Source organism: Serratia sp. CY71090 (genome assembly GCF_052166845.1).
Classification (GTDB): domain Bacteria; phylum Pseudomonadota; class Gammaproteobacteria; order Enterobacterales; family Enterobacteriaceae; genus Serratia; species Serratia nematodiphila.
Genome location: NZ_JBJNOA010000011.1, coordinates 47,928 through 64,393, shown reverse-complemented (window position 1 = coordinate 64,393; position 16,466 = coordinate 47,928). Strand labels below are relative to the sequence as shown.

Annotated in this window: 17 protein-coding genes; 8 read left to right on the top strand and 9 right to left on the bottom strand. The window is 61.7% G+C overall.

The window, feature by feature from the left end; all coding sequences use genetic code 11:
• Nucleotides 1-89: 89 nt before the first annotated feature.
• The gene (locus ACJ8OK_RS19180) at nt 90-1,073 is read left to right on the top strand and encodes a quinone oxidoreductase (RefSeq protein ID WP_004936764.1); all 984 of its coding nucleotides are present in this window, start codon (nt 90-92) and stop codon (nt 1,071-1,073) included.
• Nucleotides 1,074-1,372: 299 nt separating this feature from the next.
• Here the strand turns inward: ACJ8OK_RS19180 and pspG are convergent, their stop codons facing one another.
• Both pspG and dusA read right to left on the bottom strand, forming a co-directional pair.
• The gene (pspG, locus tag ACJ8OK_RS19175) at nt 1,373-1,591 is read right to left on the bottom strand and encodes an envelope stress response protein PspG (RefSeq protein ID WP_004936761.1); all 219 of its coding nucleotides are present in this window, start codon (nt 1,589-1,591) and stop codon (nt 1,373-1,375) included.
• Nucleotides 1,592-1,746: 155 nt separating this feature from the next.
• Complete coding sequence (dusA, locus tag ACJ8OK_RS19170; RefSeq protein WP_261460240.1) at nt 1,747-2,757, bottom strand: tRNA dihydrouridine(20/20a) synthase DusA; 1,011 nt, start codon at nt 2,755-2,757, stop codon at nt 1,747-1,749.
• A gap of 202 nt (nt 2,758-2,959) precedes the next feature.
• Here dusA and ACJ8OK_RS19165 point away from each other — a divergent pair, with 202 nt between their 5' ends.
• Nucleotides 2,960-3,493 (top strand): tetratricopeptide repeat protein, encoded by a 534-nt coding sequence (locus ACJ8OK_RS19165; protein ID WP_049278424.1) that lies wholly within the window; start codon nt 2,960-2,962, stop codon nt 3,491-3,493.
• Between the two features lie 18 nt (nt 3,494-3,511).
• Nucleotides 3,512-4,057: an RNA polymerase sigma factor gene (locus tag ACJ8OK_RS19160; RefSeq protein ID WP_274851390.1), complete on the top strand. Its 546-nt coding sequence runs from the start codon at nt 3,512-3,514 to the stop codon at nt 4,055-4,057.
• Between the two features lie 30 nt (nt 4,058-4,087).
• Here ACJ8OK_RS19160 and ACJ8OK_RS19155 read toward each other — a convergent pair whose 3' ends face one another.
• Nucleotides 4,088-4,660 (bottom strand): sugar O-acetyltransferase, encoded by a 573-nt coding sequence (locus ACJ8OK_RS19155; protein WP_085337201.1) that lies wholly within the window; start codon nt 4,658-4,660, stop codon nt 4,088-4,090.
• A 245-nt stretch (nt 4,661-4,905) separates the two neighbouring features.
• Here ACJ8OK_RS19155 and zur point away from each other — a divergent pair, with 245 nt between their 5' ends.
• Nucleotides 4,906-5,418, top strand: a complete 513-nt coding sequence (gene zur, locus ACJ8OK_RS19150) for a zinc uptake transcriptional repressor Zur (RefSeq protein WP_015379223.1) — start codon at nt 4,906-4,908, stop codon at nt 5,416-5,418.
• A gap of 102 nt (nt 5,419-5,520) precedes the next feature.
• Here the strand turns inward: zur and ACJ8OK_RS19145 are convergent, their stop codons facing one another.
• The 4 genes from ACJ8OK_RS19145 to ACJ8OK_RS19130 all read right to left on the bottom strand — a co-directional run bounded on the left by ACJ8OK_RS19145 (nt 5,521) and on the right by ACJ8OK_RS19130 (nt 8,566).
• On the bottom strand, nt 5,521-5,730 hold the full coding sequence (locus ACJ8OK_RS19145) for a CsbD family protein (RefSeq protein WP_004936743.1): 210 nt from the start codon (nt 5,728-5,730) through the stop codon (nt 5,521-5,523).
• Nucleotides 5,731-6,045: 315 nt separating this feature from the next.
• Nucleotides 6,046-7,383: an MATE family efflux transporter DinF gene (gene dinF, locus ACJ8OK_RS19140; protein WP_033631971.1), complete on the bottom strand. Its 1,338-nt coding sequence runs from the start codon at nt 7,381-7,383 to the stop codon at nt 6,046-6,048.
• Between the two features lie 103 nt (nt 7,384-7,486).
• The gene (gene lexA / locus ACJ8OK_RS19135) at nt 7,487-8,095 is read right to left on the bottom strand and encodes a transcriptional repressor LexA (RefSeq protein ID WP_004936736.1); all 609 of its coding nucleotides are present in this window, start codon (nt 8,093-8,095) and stop codon (nt 7,487-7,489) included.
• Nucleotides 8,096-8,197: 102 nt separating this feature from the next.
• Entirely contained in the window at nt 8,198-8,566 is a 369-nt protein-coding gene (locus tag ACJ8OK_RS19130; protein ID WP_015379225.1) for a diacylglycerol kinase, read from the bottom strand.
• A gap of 148 nt (nt 8,567-8,714) precedes the next feature.
• On the opposite strand from ACJ8OK_RS19130, the gene plsB reads away from it, so the two are divergent.
• A complete protein-coding gene (gene plsB / locus ACJ8OK_RS19125; protein WP_135638704.1) occupies nt 8,715-11,180 on the top strand; it encodes a glycerol-3-phosphate 1-O-acyltransferase PlsB in 2,466 nt (821 codons plus the stop codon).
• A gap of 66 nt (nt 11,181-11,246) precedes the next feature.
• Here plsB and ubiA read toward each other — a convergent pair whose 3' ends face one another.
• Nucleotides 11,247-12,119, bottom strand: a complete 873-nt coding sequence (gene ubiA, locus ACJ8OK_RS19120) for a 4-hydroxybenzoate octaprenyltransferase (RefSeq protein ID WP_015379227.1) — start codon at nt 12,117-12,119, stop codon at nt 11,247-11,249.
• A 17-nt stretch (nt 12,120-12,136) separates the two neighbouring features.
• The gene (ubiC, locus tag ACJ8OK_RS19115; RefSeq protein ID WP_060560382.1) at nt 12,137-12,652 is read right to left on the bottom strand and encodes a chorismate lyase; all 516 of its coding nucleotides are present in this window, start codon (nt 12,650-12,652) and stop codon (nt 12,137-12,139) included.
• 392 nt (nt 12,653-13,044) lie between these two features.
• Between ubiC and ACJ8OK_RS19110 the strand changes: the two genes are divergently transcribed.
• Genes ACJ8OK_RS19110 through ACJ8OK_RS19100 form a run of 3 tightly spaced genes read left to right on the top strand, consistent with a single transcriptional unit; the run spans nt 13,045 to nt 16,459 of the window.
• The gene (locus tag ACJ8OK_RS19110) at nt 13,045-14,427 is read left to right on the top strand and encodes an MFS transporter (protein WP_060560383.1); all 1,383 of its coding nucleotides are present in this window, start codon (nt 13,045-13,047) and stop codon (nt 14,425-14,427) included.
• Between the two features lie 24 nt (nt 14,428-14,451).
• Nucleotides 14,452-15,453: a LacI family DNA-binding transcriptional regulator gene (locus tag ACJ8OK_RS19105; RefSeq protein WP_048325669.1), complete on the top strand. Its 1,002-nt coding sequence runs from the start codon at nt 14,452-14,454 to the stop codon at nt 15,451-15,453.
• Between the two features lie 22 nt (nt 15,454-15,475).
• The gene (locus ACJ8OK_RS19100) at nt 15,476-16,459 is read left to right on the top strand and encodes a nucleoside hydrolase (protein WP_060560384.1); all 984 of its coding nucleotides are present in this window, start codon (nt 15,476-15,478) and stop codon (nt 16,457-16,459) included.
• The last annotated feature ends 7 nt before the right edge of the window (nt 16,460-16,466 follow it).

Genomic DNA, 16,466 nt, shown 5'->3' with positions numbered 1-16,466 from the left:
AAAAAAGGTATTGAATCCCGCACGGGTGAACTGGATCTCCGATACTAAAAAGAATAGGGTGAAATCAGACACTCAAACGAGGTAACGATATGGCCAAGCGCATTCAGTTTTCCGCCACCGGCGGGCCGGAAGTCTTGCAATACGTTGATTTTACACCGCTCGATCCCGCCGCCGGCGAAGTGCAGATCGAGAACAAAGCGATCGGCATCAACTACATCGACACCTATGTGCGCAGCGGACTGTACGCGCCACCCAGCCTGCCGAGCGGCCTCGGCACCGAGGCGGCCGGCGTGGTGGTCAAGGTTGGCGCCGGGGTCAGCGCGATCAAACCGGGCGACCGGGTGGTGTATGCGCAGTCGTCGCTCGGCGCCTACAGCGAAGTCCACAATGTGCCGGAAGAAAAAGTGGCGCTGCTGCCGCACAACCTCAGCTTTGAGCAGGGCGCCGCTTCTTTCCTCAAAGGGCTGACGGTGCATTACCTGCTGCGCCAGACCCACGACGTGCAACCGGGTGAAGTGTTCCTGTTCCATGCCGCCGCCGGCGGGGTTGGGCTGATCGCCTGCCAATGGGCCAAAGCGCTGGGCGCGCGCCTGATCGGCAGCGTCGGCTCCGACGAGAAGGCCGCGCTGGCGAAACAGGCCGGCGCCTGGGCCACCATCAACTACCACAAAGAGGATATCGCCCAGCGGGTGGCCGAGCTGACGCACGGCGAGAAGGTTGGCGTGGTGTACGATTCAGTGGGGCAAAGCACCTGGCAGGCCTCGCTCAACAGCCTGAAGCGGCGCGGCCTGATGGTCAGCTTCGGCAACGCCTCCGGCCCGGTGACGGGAGTCGATCTGGCGCTGCTGAATCAGAAGGGCTCGCTGTACGTCACCCGCCCTTCCCTCAACGGTTACATCACCAACCGCGCCGAGCTGCAGTACGCCAGCAATGAGCTGTTCTCGCTGATCGGCAGCGGCGCCATTCGGGTGGAGGTGAGAGACGAGCAGAAATTCGCGCTGGCCGACGCCCAGCGTGCGCACCAGGTGCTGGAAAGCCGCAGCACCAGCGGTTCCAGCCTGCTGATCCCCTGATAGCAGCCAAAGAAAAGGGCTCCTTGCGGAGCCCTTTCTGTTACTGCGTTTTGTAGGGGTAGAGCAGAGTCCGCCAGAGACAGGGGTTGCTTTAGCAACACGAATTTTAGGTGTCTCTCACGGTGATGAAATGGGTCGCATCACTGCATCGATCAACATCCTAACAGCCCCGTCCGGCAAAAAACACGCTTTATGTGCCACATTGCAGAGGAAAACTGCCAAGCTGTGATCGCTGCCGCATTAGCGTGGCGGGCAGTTATGCAAGTTTCATCGCGACTGACTGATTATTCAGCAAAAAATCAGTAACGCCTGACCTGGGGTTTCTGCATCGAACGGTAAATCCATACCCCAACCACCGCCAAAATCAGCCACGGCAGCAGCTTGATGACCACCGCGAATAACCCGCCCAACAACATGAACGCCGCCGCCGCCAACAGCGCAGCGAAGATCCCCAGCAGCGAGATGCCGGTCACCATCAGCATCACCACAAAGCCAATGAGAAAGAAGATTTCCAACATGATTGCTCCTTTGCAATGCAACGTATCTGCAGAGTGAATTACAAGAAGCGTGCCAGAATGGCGGAAGTGCTAACCTATTGAAAAAACGGGGAAGGCATCCGGCAGTGCGCCGAATGCCTGGTGAAAAAGACTAACTGTTGGTCAAATTTTTTCGGCTACGCCATTTCGACACGCGGCTGGCGCACCAACGCCAGCGCCTGCTCCACCACCCGCGCATCGGCGCCCGGCTTGTGGGCGTTCTCGCTCAGATGACGGCGCCACTGGCGCGCGCCCGGCACACCCTGGAACAAACCGAGGATGTGGCGGGTGATGTGGCCGAGATAGGTGCCGTTAGACAGCTCGCACTCGATATACGGATACAGCGCTTCGACGATCGCCACGCTGTCCGGCACCGCGGTCTGCGCGCCGAACAGTTCGCTGTCGACCCGCGCCAGGATGCCCGGATTCTGGTACGCCTCGCGCCCCATCATCACGCCGTCCAGATGCTGCAGATGCTGCTGCGCCTCTTCCAGCGTTTTCACCCCGCCGTTGATGGCGATGGTCAGCGCCGGGAAATCCCGCTTCAGCTGATAAACGCGCGGGTAGTCCAGCGGCGGCACTTCGCGGTTCTCTTTCGGGCTGAGGCCGGAGAGCCAGGCTTTGCGAGCGTGGATGGTGAACATGTCGCACTCGCCGCGCCCGGCGACGGTCTGGATAAAGTCGCACAGGAAAGCGTAGCTGTCCTGATCGTCGATGCCGATGCGGGTCTTCACCGTCACCGGAATCGATACGACGTCGCGCATCGCCTTGATGCAATCGGCGACCAGCGTCGCCTGCCCCATCAGGCAGGCGCCGAACATACCGTTTTGCACCCGATCAGATGGACAGCCGACGTTGAGGTTAATCTCGTCATAACCGCGCTGCTCCGCCAGTTTGGCGCAGTGCGCCAGCGCGGCCGGATCGCTGCCGCCCAGCTGCAGCGCCACCGGGTGCTCTTCTTCGCTGTAGGCCAGGTAGTCACCCTTGCCGTGGATGATCGCGCCGGTGGTCACCATCTCGGTGTACAGCAGCGTTTCCTTGGTCAGCAGGCGGTGGAAGTAACGGCAATGACGATCGGTCCAGTCGAGCATTGGCGCGATGGAGAAGCGATTGGCGGCGTAGGTTGGGGCGTGGTTGTCTTTCGTCATGCTGAGTTACTGGCTACCTGAGTCTGTCTGGGTTCAACGAACGGCGCGCGGCCGCAAACGGCTATTATAACGACAATCGACGCCGTTGGGAAAACCGCCTTGCCGGTGGCGTAAATAAGCGGGAGTAAGGCGAATAAATTCACTCGTTCAGGTGTTATCTCATTACGGGCGCGCACGGCGCCTCTGCCTTGAGGACACAACCATGAACAGCTTCATTAAACGCCTGCTGGCATCGGCCATTGCCGGCTGCCTGCTGTTTTCCGGCGGGGCGCTGGCGATGGGCGGCGACGGCAGCGGCCAAACCCCGCCGACCTGTCCGAAAGGCCAGGTCTATGACAGTAAAACCCAGACCTGCACGGTGGATAAAGGCAGCAAAGTCGACGACGCCGACCGCACTAACTATGCCTATGCACTGGCGAAAAGCGGCCGCTATCAGGAAGCGATCGATATGCTCAACACGCTGAAAAATCCCAACACCGCCGTCGCACTGAATTATCGCGGCTACGCCACGCGCAAACTGGGCCGCACCGATGAGGGTATCGGCTATTATTTAAAATCAGTCGCCCTCGATCCGAAATACCCCAAAGTGCGCGAGTACCTGGGGGAAGCCTATATGCTGAAAGGGCGGCCCGACCTGGCGCGCCAACAGCTGCAGGTGATCCAGTCGCTGTGCGGCACCGGGTGCGAGGAGTACCGAGATTTGGCGGCAGCCATCGACCGCCATCCGGAATCTTGATCCGACGCGCCTGCGGAGGTGACTATCAGCGGCGATGCGATACGCGATGAACTCGGCCACTATCTCTCCCGCCTGTGGCGCTATGCGCTGGTGCTTTCGCACCGGCGGGATGTCGCCGACGACCTGGTGCAGGCAACCTGCGTGCGTGCGCTGGAACGCGCCGCGCAATTCACCCCCGGTTCACACCTGGATCGCTGGTTGTTCTCCATCTTGCACTCTATTTGGCTCAATGAAGTTCGCGCCCAGCATCGTCGTCAGGGGCAAGGCTGCATGGCGGCGGAAGAGCTTGGCGATGCGGACAACGGTGAACGGCCGGTCTGGCTCAATGAAGTGATGCGGCGCGTAAGCCGGTTGCCGGCGGCCCAGCGCAACGCGCTGTTTCTGGTGTATGTCGAAGGGCTGTCCTACCGGGAAGCGGCGAAAATGCTGGCGGTGCCAATCGGCACCGTCATGAGCCGCCTGGCGGCCGCACGCCTGGCCTTGGCCGATGACCGCCAGTTGCCAAACGACGATTCGCACCGTAAGAAGCCCCCTCCTCCGCCCTTGCCCCGCACTCGCCGATAAACCGCTGGCCGCCGATTCGTGTTAAGCGGCCTATTCCAACGCGCGGATAACCCGGCACGGCTGCCCCAGCGCCAACACATTGGCCGGAATGTCGCCGGTGACGATGCTGCCCGCACCGATAGTCGTGCCATCGCCGATGGTCACTCCCGGCAGGATCACCACGTTGCCGCCGATCCACACGTTGCTGCCGATAGACACCGGCTGCGCCGAGGTGCGGAAAGGAAAAGCCGGGTCACCGGTAAAGCGTTCACCGGCCTTCAGCGGATGACTCGGCGTGTAGATTTGTACGTTGGGGCCGATCAGCGTATTGTCGCCGATGGTGATGGTGTTGCAGTCGAGGAACACCGCATTGACGTTGATAAAACAGTTTTTACCGATGCGGACATGCTGCCCGTAGTCGCACCAGAATGGCGTTTCGATCCAGCTCGCTTCACCCCAGTTGCCGAACAGCTCGCCGAGCAGGCGATTTTTCTCGTCCGCCTGATGCGAGTCCAGCCCCCCCAGGCTTTTGGTCAACGCCCTCGCCCGATGGTACAGGGCGAGCAGTTCTTCATCGCGGCTGTTGTATTCCAGGCCGCTTAACAGCTTCTCTCTTTCCGTCATCACACAGGGCTCCTGCTCATCACGCGGGTGAAAGGCGTTATACCGCTCTCGCCCGCTGCTCTCCAGCGCTAAAACCGGCAACGTTGATCTACCGCCCGGCGGAGGGGAAAAGTTGTGATGCATCTCTCTTTTAGCGCACTCAGCGCGCCTTTCTCTGCGCTATCCTCAGGGGAAAAGGGGGCAACTCTCGGCGATTCGCCGTAATCATGGTAAAATCGGCTTTTTTACGTACCGGGATATTTGCGATGAACTCAACCACCCAGGAAAAGCTGTTGGCGCAGGCGGAACGCCTCTGCCAGCAACGCAATGTGCGATTGACGCCGCAACGGCTGGAAGTGCTGCGTCTGATGACTCAGCAACCCGGTGCAATCAGCGCTTATGACCTGCTCGATCTGCTGCGCGTCGCCGAACCGCAGGCCAAGCCGCCGACGGTCTACCGCGCGCTGGATTTTCTGCTGGAGCAAGGGTTTATCCATAGGGTGGAGTCCGCCAACAGCTACGTGCTGTGCCACCACTTCGAACAGCCGATGCATACGTCCGCGCTGTTTATCTGCGACCGCTGCGGCCAGGTGACCGAACGCACCACCGAAGGCGTGGAGGAAACGCTGCAGAAGCTGGCGCAGGAAGCCGGATTTGCGCTGCGGCACAGCGTGGTGGAAGCGCACGGCCTGTGCGCCGGTTGCGTTGAAGTTGAAGCTTGTGACAGCAAGCATGACTGCGCCGAACACGATCACAGCATCGCCATCAAGAAGAAGTAAGACGAAGTCAGGTACTTCCCTGTACCTGCGGCCGGGACGCCAGAGGATGGAGCGACGCCGGCCTGCGCTGTTGCCGGCCGCCGTCAGTGGCGGCCCTGCGTGTTACCAGCGGTGTTTGGTGTGATCTTCCCAGGCCTTCACCTCTTTTTCGGCCGCCTCTTTCTGGTAACCGTAGCGCTCCTGGATTTTGCCGACCAGCTGTTCGCGTTTCCCTTCGATGACCGTCAGATCGTCATCGGTCAGCTTGCCCCATTTCTCTTTCACTTTGCCTTTCAGCTGCTTCCAGTTACCGTCGGCTTGATCTTTATTCATAGTCTCTCCGTTAACCTGTGGTGAATCAGTGATCCCTGTCGCCGGCCGGGGTTAACCAGAAGTTTTTCTGGCTGATGCTCCCTTCACCTTAAGAAGCAACGCTCCCCTTCATTTACCAGCCACATGATTCATTCTAGTTAAACATGGAAATAAAAAAGCCAAAGCACAGGATAAAAAACCATTAACAAACAAGATAAAAACAAAAAACGCTAACAAACAACGAACTAACGCGAACAGACCAAGGCTGAAAACATGTAAGCAAACATGATCAGATCCATAAAAAAAACTAATCATTAACCCAACAAGACGTCCGGTTTAATGGGCAGTAAACCAGCTGCCGCGCACCTGGTGACGGTGCCAAATCCAGCCCAACGCCAGACCGCGCAGCGCCAGAAACACCGCCAGCGCCAGCCAGAGGCCGTGGTTGCCAAGCAGCGGCACGCTGAACAGCGCCAAACCGTATCCCGCAGCGGCCACCGCCATGCTGTTGCGCATCTCGGCGCCGCGCGTGGCGCCGATAAACATGCCGTCCAGCAAATAGCACCACACCCCAACCAGCGGCAGAATGACCTGCCAGGGTAAATAATGGGCGGCCAACGCACGCAGTTCCGGCAAAGAGGTCAAGGCTGCCACGATCTGCTGGCCGGTAACGGCATACGCCAGGCCGAAGGCCAACGCGACCAGCCCTGCCTGCCTGCAGGCCGCGTGCCACACTTTGCGCAGTTGGCTGTCGTCCCGGGCGCCGTAGGCGTGGCCGGAATGAGCTTCCACCGCATAAGCGAAACCGTCGAGCGCATAGGCGGTGAACGTCAGCAGATTCATCAATACCGCATTGACCGCCACCACCTCACTTCCCAGGCGAGCGCCGAAAATGGTCAACGACGCAAAGCACAGTTGCAGCAACAGTGAGCGCAGCATGATGTCGCGGTTGAGCGCCAGCAGGCGACGCAGATCGCCACGCCAGGCCTGGCGCAGCATCTGCAGGGTAATACCGCGCAGGCGCATCACCCGCCACGCCAACCACAGGCCGAGCAGCAGCGTAGCGTATTCGGCGATGGCGGTTGCCGCCGCCGCCCCCCGCACGTTCCAGCCCAAGCCCATCACCAGCCAGATATCCAGCACGATGTTCAGCAGGTTGCCGACGATCAGCAGGATCACCGGCGCCCGCACGTACTGTACGCCAAGCAGCCAGCCCAGCAGCACCAAATTGGCCAGCGCCGCCGGGGCGCTTAACCAGCGGATCTCAAGAAAACGCCGCGCCTGTTCCAGCACCTCGCCATCGCCACCGACGATCCGCAGCGCCAGTTCGATCAGCGGATAACGCAGCAGGACGATCGCCGCGCCGCCCAACAGCGCCAGCAGCAGCGGTTGCATAAAGGCGCGCGCCAGCGCTTGCGGGTTCTGTGCCCCCAGCGCTTGCGCCGCCAGGCCGGTAGTGCTCATGCGCAGGAATAACAGCAGCATGAACAGGAAGCTGGTCGCCACCGCCCCGATCGCCACGCCCCCCAGGTAGATCGGGCTGTCGAGGTGGCCGATCACCGCGGTGTCCACCAGCCCGAGCAGCGGCACGGTAATATTGGAGAAGATCATCGGCAGGGCGAGGCGCCACAGGGCTTTATCGGTGTCGCTGGTGAAAGCGGAAATCAGGCGCATGATGGGATGTTCCTGTGACTGAGTGACAAAGGGCGAAGTCAGAAACAAAAACGCCCCAAAACAGGGGCGATTGATACAGGGAGCGGCGGTGATGGCGCGGCGATTAAATCCAGTCGCCGTTGCGGATCACGCCGACCGCCAGCCCTTCGATAGTGAAATTCTGCTGACGCAGATCGACCACGATCGGTTGGAATTCGTTGTTCTCCGGCAGCAGCTCAACCACGTTGCCGTGCTTTTTCAAGCGCTTGACCGTCACTTCGTCTTCGATCCGCGCGACCACGACCTGGCCGTTGCGCACGTCTTGCGTTTTGTGTACCGCCAGCAGATCGCCGTCCAGAATGCCGATGTCGCGCATTGACATGCCGTTCACCCGCAGCAGGAAATCGGCGCTCGGTTTAAACAGGGAAGGATCCACCTGGTAGTGCCCTTCGATGTGCTGCTGCGCCAGCAGCGGCTCGCCGGCGGCGACGCGGCCGATCAGCGGCAGCCCTTCTTCTTCTTCCATCAGCAGACGGATACCGCGCGAGGCGCCGGAGACGATTTCGATCACGCCTTTGCGTGCCAGCGCCTTCAGGTGCTCTTCGGCGGCGTTAGGCGAACGGAACCCCAGACGCATCGCGATCTCGGCACGCGTTGGCGGCATGCCCGTTTGCGAAATGTGCTCGCGAATCAGATCGTAGACCTCTTGCTGTCTGGTAGTTAGTGCTTTCATTCCGCCCCCTGTTTGTTTATACAGTCTTGCTGTGAGTATATACAGGTAAGCGCGGATTGGGAACCGAAGAATAAATAAAAATCAGTCAGTAGGCGCTTTTCGTCAGCCGAAATGCTGCCATAAGACCGTGCCCCAAACGAACAGCGCCAGCACGATCGCCAGCGACACCGCCGCCGATCCCATGTCCTTGGCCCGCCCGGACAGCTCGTGATGTTCGCTGCCGATGCGATCCACCACCGCCTCGATCGCGCTGTTCAGGATCTCGACGATCATCACCAGCGCTACCGATCCGATCAATAAAATGCGCGCTATCGCACCCACATCCAGCCAGACAGCCAGTATGATAGCCAGAAGGGTGACCACCAGTTCCTGGCGGAAAGCCGCTTCGTGCTGCCAGGCGGCGGATAGCCCTTTATAGGAATAGCCGGCGGCCTTGATGATGCGGGTCAGCCCGGTTGCTTGGTTTGCCATGTTTTCGTGCCTTTCTCAGAGGTCGGTCATAATAAAAAGAGTCTAGAACAGTCCGCGCTGACGGCTCTCGGTTTTCGAACACCACAGATCTGCTACCCGGTTTCTGGTATGCTTGCGGCGCATTGCTAACAAGAGGCTTCACGTTGTTATGTCAGGTTGGCGTAAAATTTATTATAAAATATTGAATTTACCACTTAAATTGTTGGTAAGAAGTAAGGTCATCCCTTCAGATCCGGTTACCGAGCTAGGGTTGGATCCCTCACGGCCGATTTTGTATGTTTTACCTTACAATTCCAAGGCGGATTTGCTGACGCTGCGCACCCAGTGCCTGGCGCAGGATCTGCCCGATCCGCTCAACGCGCTGGAGATCGACGGCACCGTGCTGCCGAGCTACGTGTTCATTCACGACGGCCCACGCGTATTCCGCTATTACACCCCGAAAGAAGAGTCGGTAAAGCTGTTCCACGACTATCTGGATCTGCACCGCAGCAACCCGGATCTCGACATTCAGATGCTGCCGGTTTCGGTGATGTTCGGCCGTTCGCCGGGCCGCGAAGGCCACGGCACGCCGCACCTGCGTCTGTTGAACGGCGTGCAGAAATTCTTCGCGGTGCTGTGGCTCGGCCGCGACAGCTTCGTGCGTTTCTCCAACACCGTGTCGCTGCGCCGCATGGCTACCGAACACGGCACGGATAAAACCATCGCGCAGAAACTGGCGCGCGTGGCGCGCATGCACTTCTCGCGTCAGCGCCTGGCCGCGGTGGGCCCGAGTCTGCCGGCCCGTCAGGATCTGTTCAACAAGCTGTTGGCGTCCAAAGCGATCGAAAAAGCGGTCGAGGACGAAGCGCGCAGCAAGAAGATCTCGCACGAGAAGGCCCAGCAGAACGCCATCGCGCTGATGGAAGAGATCGCCGCCGACTTCTCCTACGAAACCGTGCGCCTGTCCGACCGCGTGCTGAGCTGGACCTGGAACCGGCTGTATCAGGGCATCAACGTCACCAACGCCGAGCGCGTGCGCCAGCTGGCGCAGGACGGCCACGAGATCGTCTACGTGCCCTGCCACCGCAGCCACATGGACTATCTGCTGCTGTCGTACGTGCTGTATCACCAGGGCCTGGTGCCGCCGCACATCGCTGCGGGCATCAACCTCAACTTCTGGCCGGCGGGCCCGATCTTCCGTCGCCTGGGCGCGTTCTTCATCCGCCGCACCTTTAAAGGCAACAAGCTGTACTCGACGGTGTTCCGCGAATACCTCGGCGAGCTGTTCACCCGAGGTTACTCGGTGGAATATTTCGTGGAAGGCGGCCGTTCCCGCACCGGGCGCTTGCTGGAGCCGAAGACCGGCACCCTGTCGATGACCATCCAGGCGATGCTGCGCGGCGGCACCCGTCCGATCACGCTGGTGCCGATTTACATCGGTTACGAACACGTGATGGAAGTGGGTACCTACGCCAAAGAGCTGCGCGGCGCCACCAAGGAAAAAGAGAGCCTGCCGCAGATGCTGCGCGGCCTGCGCAAGCTGCGCAACCTGGGCCAGGGATACGTCAACTTCGGCGAGCCGCTGCCGTTGACGGCTTACCTCAACCAGAACGTGCCGCAGTGGCGCGAGTCGATCGATCCGATCGAAGCTCAGCGTCCAAGCTGGCTGACGCCGACGGTCAACGATCTGGCCAGCCAGATCATGGTGCGCATCAACAATGCCGCCGCAGCCAACGCCATGAACCTGTGTTCCACCGCGCTGCTGGCCTCGCGTCAGCGTTCGCTGACCCGCGAGCAGCTGGTCGAGCAGCTCGAGTGCTACCTGCAGCTGATGCGCAACGCGCCTTACGCGCGTGACGTCACCGTGCCGACGCAAACGCCGGATGAGCTGCTGGATCACGCGCTGAACATGAACAAGTTCGAGGTGGAGAAGGACAGCATCGGCGACATCATCATCCTGCCGCGCGAGCAGGCGGTGCTGATGACCTATTACCGCAACAACATCCACCATCTGCTGGTGTTGCCGTCGCTGATCGCCAGCATCGTGATGCATCATCGCCGGGTGTCGCGCGCCGAGCTGCTGCGCCAGATCGGCATGATCTACCCGATGCTGAAAGCCGAGCTGTTCCTGCATAACGACAAGGAACAGCTGCCGGAGGTGCTGCGGCCGATGATCGACGAGCTGATCCGTCAACAGCTGATCTGCGACAAAGGCGACGATCTGGTGCTCAACCCGGCGCGCATTCGCCCGCTGCAGCTACTGGCCGCCGGGGTGCGCGAAACCCTGCAACGCTACGCCATCACCATGTCGATCCTCAGCGCCAACCCGAGCATCAACCGCGGCGCGCTGGAGAAAGAGAGCCGCATCATGGCGCAGCGTCTGTCGGTGCTGCACGGCATCAATGCGCCGGAGTTCTTCGACAAGGCGGTGTTCTCCACCCTGGTGGCGACGCTGCGTGAAGAAGGCTACATCAACGACAGCGGCGATGCGATCCGCGAGCACACCCTCGAGGTGTACAGCATGCTGAGCGATCTGATCACGCCGGAAATCAAGCTGACCATCGAAAGCGTCAACATGCCGGAAGAGACCAACGCTCTGCCGCAAACCGACGCGGAAGAAGAGAAAGACGAGTGATTTCGCCCGGCGCGGAAACACAAAAGGCACCCCAAGGGGTGCCTTTTTTCTTGCTGCAGGGAACCGTTACGCCGGCAGATAGCTGAGCGCGATGCCGATAAACACCACCAGCCCGACATAGTTGTTCTGCAAAAAGGCCTTGAAGCAGGCGTCGCGCTCGCGCCCGGCGATCTGCTTCTGCTGGTGAATGAACAGCGCGCCCGCCAGCAGCAGCGACCAGTAAAACGCGCCGCCGAGCTGCGCCAGATAACCGACCCACACCAGCAGCAGCAACGTCGCGAACTGCAACAGCCCGACGATCAGCTTGTCATAACGCCCGAACAGGATAGCGGTGGACTTGATGCCGATTTTCAGATCATCGTCGCGATCGACCATCGCATACAGCGTGTCATAGGCCACCGTCCAGCAGATGTTCGCCAGCAGCAGCAGCCAGCAGCTGAGCGGCAGCGATTCGCTGACCGCCGCATAGCCCATCGGAATGCCCCAGCCGAACGCGGCGCCCAGCACGAACTGCGGCAGGTTGGTCACCCGCTTCATAAACGGATACACCCAGGCCAGCGCCAGCGCCGCCAGCGACAGCCAGATGGTCATCGCATTCAGCGTCAACACCAGGCAGAACGAGATCAGCACCAGCACCACGAACAGCACCTTGGCCTCTTTCGCGCTCACCCGGCCGCTCGGCATCGGCCGCCCGGCGGTGCGTTTCACGTAGCCGTCCACCGCGCGATCGGCGTAGTCATTCACCACGCAGCCGGCGGCGCGCATCAGGAACACGCCGAGCACGAACACCACCAGAATCGACAGCGGCGGCACGCCTTTTCCGGCCAGCCACAGTGCCCACAGCGTCGGCCACAACAGCAACAGCGTGCCAATCGGTTTATCAATGCGCATCAAATGGCTGTAAGCCCGCCATTTACTTTGAGTCACGCTTCCCTCCAACGTCTTGCTCTCCTCTCTTATGCGGGGACCACTGAATACAGCGGCGAAGCCGGTAAAAACAGTTCGGTCAGCAGCAGCGGTTTGCCCGCCAGCCGCAGCCGTGAACGACGCGCCCACAGCGCGTCCTGTCGGCCGATATGGATATAGTCGCGGGTCAGATCACCGCTGCTGAACAAATAGCGCCCCAGCGGCAGCGTGCCCAGATCCACCAGCGCCTGGTCGGGTCCGGTCAGCGTATGTTCCGGGATCACCGTGCGCCCCAGCAGCCAGGGCTGGCCGTCGCCCAGCAGCACCACTTCGCGCAGCCAGTAGCGCGGGCTGTCGGGCAGGTGGTTCGCCTCGTCGCCCAGCGCCTCGCGCGTGACGAAGCATTCGCGCTGCGGTTCAACGCGCACCTGGGCGCAATGGCGTTCAAATCGTCGGGTCATGGAGCCTAACTCCATCAGCCAGTCGCTGACGGCGGCGGGCGCCGGAGGATCCTGTTCGGATAACCACTCCAGCGGCGGCAGGATGGAATCCCTGATGCCAGACATTGCTTTACTCCTCGCCTGAACCGCAGCCGGTACGGCGCGCCAGACGATACAAACTGTTAACAGGCCCCCATTGTAGCGCAGAAATGCGAAAGCGGCAGGCTGATTCGTGGCGAAAACGGCAGGTCTATCGGCCGGAAAAACCGGGGTTCTGTCATCTTTTTGCCATCCGCATTCTCTATCTTCATTTCCCGGCGCGCTGACGATTCTGTGATCGCCCGCAAAGTTTCAGCTTCCTCGCGTTGTGTTATCTACGCGCGTAGATACCCTGATACGGCAGCGTTGAATCGCCATGCGTCCGACATGATTTGTCGGCACACCTTTGTTGCCGGCACCAGGGAAACCATCTTTAACCGCGCCCCTCCAGGCGCAGAACAAAAGAGGATAGCACTGCCATGAGCGAAACAACGCTTGCCCCTTCACAGACCGCCGACGCCGCGCTGGCGGCCGATGAACGCCTGGCAACCAAAGAGGGGCGCAGCCAATTTTGGCGCGCCACCTTCTCCTGCTGGCTCGGCACCGCCATGGAATACGTCGACTTCGCGCTGTACGGCCTGGCGGCCGGCATGGTGTTCGGCGACGTGTTCTTCCCCGAAGCCACGCCGCTGGTGGCGCTGCTGGCCAGCTTCGCCACCTACTCCGTCGGCTTCGTCGCGCGGCCGATCGGCGCGCTGGTGTTCGGCTGGATCGGCGATCGCAAAGGGCGCCGCGTGGTGCTGATCACCACCGTGGCGCTGATGGGCCTCTCCACCACATTGATCGGTCTGATCCCGTCCTATGCGCAAATCGGCGTCTGGGCGCCCGCCTGCCTGGTGATCCTGCGCTTCGCGCAGGGGTTCGGCGCCGGTGCGGAGCTGTCCGGCGGGGCGGTGATGCTGGCGGAATACGCGCCGGCCAAGCGGCGCGGGCTGGTGGCGTCGATCATCGCCATCGGCTCCAACAGTGGCACCCTGCTGGCGTCGCTGGTGTGGCTGCTGGTATTGCAGCTGGACAAGGAAGACCTGATGAGCTGGGGCTGGCGCATTCCGTTCCTCGCCAGCATTCTGATCGCCGGCGTGGCGCTGTATCTGCGCCGCCACGTGCGGGAAACGCCGGTGTTCGAACGCGAACTTCAGCAAAACCACCAGCGCATGCTCGACGCCGCCCAGGCCGCGCCGGACTCACGCAGCTACCTGCAACGCACCAAGGCGTTCTGGGTGATGCTCGGCCTGCGCATCGGCGAGAACGGCCCCTCCTACCTGTGCCAGGGCTTTATCGTCGGCTACGTCGCCAAGGTGCTGATGGTCGATAAATCGGTGCCGGCGCTGGCGGTGCTGATCGCCTCACTGTGCGGTTTTCTGGTGATCCCGCTGGCCGGCTGGCTCTCCGATCGTTTCGGCCGCCGCATCACCTACCGGTGGTTCTGCCTGCTGCTGGTGCTGTACGCTTTTCCGGCGTTCTGGCTGCTCGACAGCCGTGAGCCGGCGATCGTCATCTCGGTGATCGTGGTCGGCATGTGCATCGCATCGCTGGGGATCTTCGGCGTGCAGGCGGCCTATGGCGTCGAACTGTTCGGCGTGAAGAACCGCTACTCCAAAATGGCGTTCGCCAAGGAGCTTGGGTCGATCCTCTCCGGCGGCACCGCGCCGCTGATCGCCACCGCGCTGCTGTCCGGTTTCGGTCACTGGTGGCCTGTCGCCTGCTATTTTGTTGTAATGGCGGCCATCGGCTTAATCACCACCTTCTTTGCTCCCGAAACCCGCGGCCGCGATCTCAACCTGCCGCAGGATGCCGCGTAGCGGGAAGGCGAACAGGACCTCAATTTGGATAATCACTCCGCGCGCCGCGTTACCCGCGCCGACGTGGCTCGCATAGCGGGCACCTCCGTCGCCGTGGTCAGCTACGTGATCAACAACGGCCCGCGCCCGGTGGCGGAAGCCACCCGGCTGCGCGTGCTGGCGGCGATCGAGCAGACCGGCTACCGGCCGAACGACATCGCGCGAGCGCTGGCCTCCGGCAGCACGCAAACCTACGGGCTGGTGGTGCCGGATATTTCCAACCCGTTCTTCGCCACGCTGGCGCGGGCGCTGCAGCAGGAAGCCTTCAGCCGTGGCCGCGTGCTGCTGCTGGGCGACGCCGGCGACGACCGGCAGCGCGAATATGAGCTGATCAACAACCTGCTGCGCCGCCAGGTCGACGGCCTGCTGTACACCAGCGTCGATCGCCATCCGTGGTTCGATCTGATCCGCGCCTCCGGCACGCCCTGCGTGATGATAGATACCATCGACAGCCAGGCCGGCGTCTGCGCCATTCGCGTCGACGAGCGCGACGCCGCCTGCCAGGCGACCCGCCATCTGCTGCAGCATGGCTATCGCGACATCGGCATTTTTATCGGCCCGCTGACCATGCTCAACGCGCAGGATCGCCTGAACGGCTGGCGCGATGCGCTGCTGGAAGCGGGCATCGCGCCGCGCGACGAATGGATTTTCGAGGTGCCCTACACCCGCCAGGGCGGTTACCAGGCCACCCAGCGCCTGGTGCAAGGCCCGCGCCCACGCGCCGTTTTCACCTCTAACGAGCAGCAGGCGCTCGGCTGCCTGTCGGCGCTGGCGGAACATGGGCTGCGCGCGCCGGACGATCTGGCGCTGATCTGTTTTAACGGCACGCAGCAATCCGAATTCAGCGTGCCGCCGCTCAGCGCGGTCGAGCAGCCGATCGACGCCATGGCCAAGCGGGCCATCGCCATGCTGGCCGCCGGCGCCGCGCCCGCCGAGCTGCATGAATTCGCTTTTCAACTGCGCATCCGCCACTCATGCGGCTGTTAGCGGTTTTTCAGGACACCTTACTATGCGTTTAATCATTGATTGCGATCCCGGCAACGGCGTTCCCGGCGCCAATGTCGATGACGGTCTGGCGCTGGCCCTGGCGCTGGCGGCCAAACCGCAGCTGCAACTGGAGCTGATCAGCATCGTGGCCGGCAATACCCCGCGTGAAGTGGGCTTCGCCGTCGCCTCCGATCTGCTGGCGCAGAGCGGCTACCGGGTACCGGTCGCCCTCGGCGCGGCGCGCGCCCTGAGCGAGCCGCCGGAACCGTGGCGCGCCCATCTGGACCGCCCGATCGCCGATCCGCAGCTGGCGGCGCTGTGGCGCGACTTGCCCGCCCCCTCGCTGGCCAACGCGCCCGCACCGGACGCCGCCATCGCCATCGGCGAACTGATCTGCCGGCATCCCGGCGAGATCACGCTGGCGGCGATCGGCCCGCTGACCAACGTTGCGCACGCCATGCAGCTGTACCCGCAGATGGCGCAGGCGGTGAAAGAGATCGTGATCATGGGCGGCGTGTTCAACGTCGAAGGATACATCAAGGACACCAATTTTGGTTTGGATCCGGAAGCGGCGCGGCTGGTGTTAGACAGCGGCGCCAATATCACGCTGGCACCGCTGGACGTCACCACCCAGACCATGCTGACCCAGGCGGATCTGGCCGCGCTGACCCAGCCGGATACCCCGCTGTGCCGTTATTTGCGCACCACCACGCAGCCGTGGATCGACTATTCGCGCCATACGCGGCGCCTGCCGGGCTGCTGGATCCATGATGCGCTGGTGATCGCCTGGCTGCTGGAACCGCAGTTGGTCACGACCGAAATGTTCCATGTGGATGTGGCGCTGGAAGGGGCATTGACGCGCGGCAGCTCACGCCGTTGGCGGCCGGGCGGCCTGCGCCTGACGGTCGGTATGCCGCCGCCGCAGGGCAAGCCGGTGCGCATCATGCAGCAGGTGGACAACACCCGCCTGCTGGCGTTGATCGGCGCAACGCTGGCGCGCGGATGAAAAAAGG

Coding starts and splice junctions, on each gene's coding strand:
- ACJ8OK_RS19145 (WP_004936743.1), bottom strand. CDS start 5,730: ATGAATAAAGATCAAGCCGACGGTAACTGGAAGCAGCTGAAAGGCAAA.
- lexA (WP_004936736.1), bottom strand. CDS start 8,095: ATGAAAGCACTAACTACCAGACAGCAAGAGGTCTACGATCTGATTCGC.
- ACJ8OK_RS19180 (WP_004936764.1), top strand. CDS start 90: ATGGCCAAGCGCATTCAGTTTTCCGCCACCGGCGGGCCGGAAGTCTTG.
- dusA (WP_261460240.1), bottom strand. CDS start 2,757: ATGACGAAAGACAACCACGCCCCAACCTACGCCGCCAATCGCTTCTCC.
- ACJ8OK_RS19155 (WP_085337201.1), bottom strand. CDS start 4,660: ATGACGGAAAGAGAGAAGCTGTTAAGCGGCCTGGAATACAACAGCCGC.
- ubiC (WP_060560382.1), bottom strand. CDS start 12,652: ATGTCTGGCATCAGGGATTCCATCCTGCCGCCGCTGGAGTGGTTATCC.
- ACJ8OK_RS19110 (WP_060560383.1), top strand. CDS start 13,045: ATGAGCGAAACAACGCTTGCCCCTTCACAGACCGCCGACGCCGCGCTG.
- dinF (WP_033631971.1), bottom strand. CDS start 7,383: ATGCGCCTGATTTCCGCTTTCACCAGCGACACCGATAAAGCCCTGTGG.
- pspG (WP_004936761.1), bottom strand. CDS start 1,591: ATGTTGGAAATCTTCTTTCTCATTGGCTTTGTGGTGATGCTGATGGTG.
- ACJ8OK_RS19100 (WP_060560384.1), top strand. CDS start 15,476: ATGCGTTTAATCATTGATTGCGATCCCGGCAACGGCGTTCCCGGCGCC.
- zur (WP_015379223.1), top strand. CDS start 4,906: ATGAACTCAACCACCCAGGAAAAGCTGTTGGCGCAGGCGGAACGCCTC.
- plsB (WP_135638704.1), top strand. CDS start 8,715: ATGTCAGGTTGGCGTAAAATTTATTATAAAATATTGAATTTACCACTT.
- ACJ8OK_RS19130 (WP_015379225.1), bottom strand. CDS start 8,566: ATGGCAAACCAAGCAACCGGGCTGACCCGCATCATCAAGGCCGCCGGC.
- ACJ8OK_RS19165 (WP_049278424.1), top strand. CDS start 2,960: ATGAACAGCTTCATTAAACGCCTGCTGGCATCGGCCATTGCCGGCTGC.